Origin of the sequence: Mycobacterium sp., from assembly GCF_049281135.1 — a bacterium.
Lineage (GTDB): Bacteria > Actinomycetota > Actinomycetes > Mycobacteriales > Mycobacteriaceae > Mycobacterium.
Genome location: NZ_JBAPRN010000174.1, coordinates 1 through 3,024, shown reverse-complemented (window position 1 = coordinate 3,024; position 3,024 = coordinate 1). Strand labels below are relative to the sequence as shown.

Below are 3,024 nucleotides of genomic sequence, written 5' to 3'. Positions count from 1 at the left end.
GATCGGCCCCCTTCTGCGGCCCGAACACCCGGGCCGCTCCCCACGGGCCCAGCAGCGGGTGCTCAACGTCACAGGCCGCAATCAGCTCGACCCCAGCAAACCGTCGGCGTGCGATGTCCAGGCCGCCGAGCTCCTCGATCAAGCCGCGGCCACCGTCGGTACTCGCGCTGCCGCCCAATCCGACGACGATGCGGGCCGCGCCCGCGTCCAGCGCCGCGGCGATCAGCCGGCCAACTCCCCCGCTGTGCGCGGTGAGCGCAGTCGCAGGTGTCGGCGGGCCGCCGAGCAGGGCCAACCCACAGGCCTGGGCACATTCCAGGTATGCGGTCGCCGACGGCACATCAAGCACCCACTCGGCCCGCACATCCTCGGTCAGCGGACCGCGCACTCGCAGAACCCGCCGCTCCCCTATTCGGCTGGCCAGTACGTCAACGAATCCCGGGCCGCCGTCGGACTGCGGGGCCACGATCAGATGATCGCCGGGCCGCACCCGGTTCCACCCCGCCGCGATGGCGGCGGCCGCCTCGACCGCTGTCATGGTGTCGCCGTAGCTGTCCGGCGCGATGAGCATCCGCAACGTCGGCGTACGGTGCGCCGACCTGGTCATCTGAGCAACAGTAAGGCCGGTCGATCGCCCCGGCTATTTTCCGGACACATCCGTGGGAAGTAACCTGGCGAGCGTGAAACTGCTGGGTCGAAAGAAAGACGAGGGCGTCACCGACGGCCGGGACGATGGCCAGACACCGGTGGAGGCCGCGGACGGCTTCGGTGCCGCACCCCGGCAGACCACCGCACCCAAGGGACGGCCCACGCCGCGACGTAACGTCGGACGCAAAGGCCCGGTCGCGCCGGCGCCGATGACCTCCTCGGAGGCCCGGGCGCGGCGAAAGTCGCTGGCGGGTCCCAAGCTCAGCCGCGAGGAGCGTCGCGAACAGAGTTCGGTGCGGCGCTCCCAGATGGCCGATCGGCGCGAGCGCATGATGGCCGGCGACGAGCGTTACCTACTCACCCGTGATCAGGGCCCGGTGCGCCGGTACGCGCGTGACATCGTCGACGCCCGCCGCAACGTGCTGGGGCTGTTCATGCCGTCGGCGCTGGCCCTGCTGTTCTTCATGTTCGCCGTGCCGCAGCTCCAGTTCTATATGTCGCCGGCGATGCTGGTACTGATGGCGGTGATGGCGCTCGACGGGTTCATTCTCGGCCGAAAGGTCGCCCGACGGGTAGACGTGAAGTTCCCCGAGAATACCGAAAGCCACTGGAAGATAGGGCTTTACGCAGCCAGTCGGGCCTCGCAGATGCGCCGGATGCGGGCACCGCGGCCCCAAGTCAAACACGGCGCCAGTGTCGATTAGACGTCGCCGGAAAGCTGACTGAATCACGGTGCGAACCCTGGTGCTCGGCGGAATCAGGTCAGGAAAGTCCCGGTGGGCGGAGACCGCCATCACCGAGTCACTGCAAGCGGATCAACCCGTGCAGTACCTGGCGACCGGTCAGGTCGTCGACACCGACGGCGCGTGGCGACAGCGCATCGCAGAGCATCGCGACCGTCGACCGTCACACTGGCTCACCGTCGAAACCGACGACGTCGCAGGGCAATTGCGGTGTTCCCCGGACACACCGACACTGGTCGACGATATCGGCGGCTGGCTGACCGCCACCATGGACAAGCACCAAGCCTGGGACGGCGGGTCACTGTCGCCCGACCTCGACGACCTGACGGCCGCGGTCGCGGAGTTCAACTCACCGCTGGTGCTGGTCAGCCCGGAGGTCGGCCTGACCGTCGTGGCCGCCACCGCGTCGGCCCGCCGGTTCAGCGACGAACTGGGAGCACTCAATCTGCGGTTGGCCGCGCTGTGCGAGCGGGTGGTGCTGGTGGTGGCCGGACATCCGCTGCCGATCAAACAGGCCGGGGCATGACGATGTTCGCGCCGGTGGCGCCTCCCGACACGGCGGCGGCGGCAGCGGCCCGGGCACGCCAGGACACGCTGACCAAACCGCGCGGCGCCCTGGGTCGCCTCGAGGACCTGTCAGTCTGGGTTGCCTCATGCCAGGGGCATTGCCCGCCAACACAATTCGAACGTGCCCGGATCGTGGTGTTCGCCGGGGATCACGGCGTCGCCCGGTCAGGGGTATCGGCCTACCCACAAGAGGTCACCGGGCAGATGGTGGCCAACATCGCCGCCGGCGGTGCGGCGATCAATGCGCTCGCCGACATCGCCGGAGCGACGGTGCGCGTCGTCGACCTCGCCGTAAACACCGACCCGCTGTCCCCGCAGATCGGCGCCCACAAGGTGCGACGCAGTAGCGGTGACATCACGAAAGAGGATGCGCTCACCGAGCAGGAAACGCTCGACGCGATCGACGCCGGCCGCCAGATTGCCGACCAGGAGGTCGACGGCGGTGCCGACCTGCTGATTGCGGGCGACATGGGCATCGGAAACACCACCGCGGCAACAGTTCTGGTTGCCGCGGTGACGGGCGTCGAGCCGGTCGCCGCGGTTGGCTACGGAACTGGGATAAGCGACGCCGGGTGGGCGCGCAAGACCGCGGCGGTACGCGATGCGTTGTTCCGTGCTCAGACCGTGTTAGCCGCTCCGATCGCGACCCTGCGATGTTGCGGCGGAGCCGATTTGGCGGGCCTGGCCGGCTTCTGCGCGCAGGCCGCGGTGCGGCGCACGCCGGTGCTGCTGGACGGCATGGTGGTGACGGCTGCGGCGCTGATCGCCGAGCAACTGGCGCCCGGCGCCCGGCTGTGGTGGCAGGCCGGCCACCTCTCGACCGAACCCGCGCATGCGCTCGCCCTGGCTCAGCTCGGCCTGGATCCGATCCTCGACCTGAAGATGCGGCTCGGCGAGGGAACCGGCGCGGCGGTGGCTCTGCCGGTGCTGCGCGCCGCGGTGGCCGCACTGTCGTCCATGGCGACCTTCGCCGACGCCAACGTCACTGACCGCTTACCTGCATCGTGATCGGTTCGTTGGCAACGGCTTTCGCGTTCGAGACCGTTGTCCCGGTGCCCGGCAGATC

At 69.3% G+C, this 3,024-nt stretch carries 4 protein-coding genes; 3 read left to right on the top strand and 1 reads right to left on the bottom strand.

Going from position 1 to position 3,024, the window contains the following annotated elements:
- Window positions 1–577, bottom strand: a 577-nt coding sequence (locus tag WAN02_RS07000) for a glycerate kinase (protein ID WP_422263439.1), incomplete at its 3' end; no start/stop codon positions are given.
- A 169-nt stretch (window positions 578–746) separates the two neighbouring features.
- Between WAN02_RS07000 and WAN02_RS06995 the strand changes: the two genes are divergently transcribed.
- From WAN02_RS06995 to cobT, 3 genes are read left to right on the top strand one after another with little or no spacing between them, the layout of a single operon-like run.
- Complete coding sequence (locus WAN02_RS06995; protein WP_422263438.1) at window positions 747–1,352, top strand: DUF3043 domain-containing protein; 606 nt, start codon at window positions 747–749, stop codon at window positions 1,350–1,352.
- A gap of 28 nt (window positions 1,353–1,380) precedes the next feature.
- On the top strand, window positions 1,381–1,917 hold the full coding sequence (locus tag WAN02_RS06990; RefSeq protein ID WP_422263437.1) for a bifunctional adenosylcobinamide kinase/adenosylcobinamide-phosphate guanylyltransferase: 537 nt from the start codon (window positions 1,381–1,383) through the stop codon (window positions 1,915–1,917).
- Window positions 1,914–2,966, top strand: a complete 1,053-nt coding sequence (gene cobT / locus WAN02_RS06985) for a nicotinate-nucleotide--dimethylbenzimidazole phosphoribosyltransferase (RefSeq protein ID WP_422263436.1) — start codon at window positions 1,914–1,916, stop codon at window positions 2,964–2,966. The genes WAN02_RS06990 and cobT overlap by 4 nt, the downstream gene beginning before the upstream one ends.
- The last annotated feature ends 58 nt before the right edge of the window (window positions 2,967–3,024 follow it).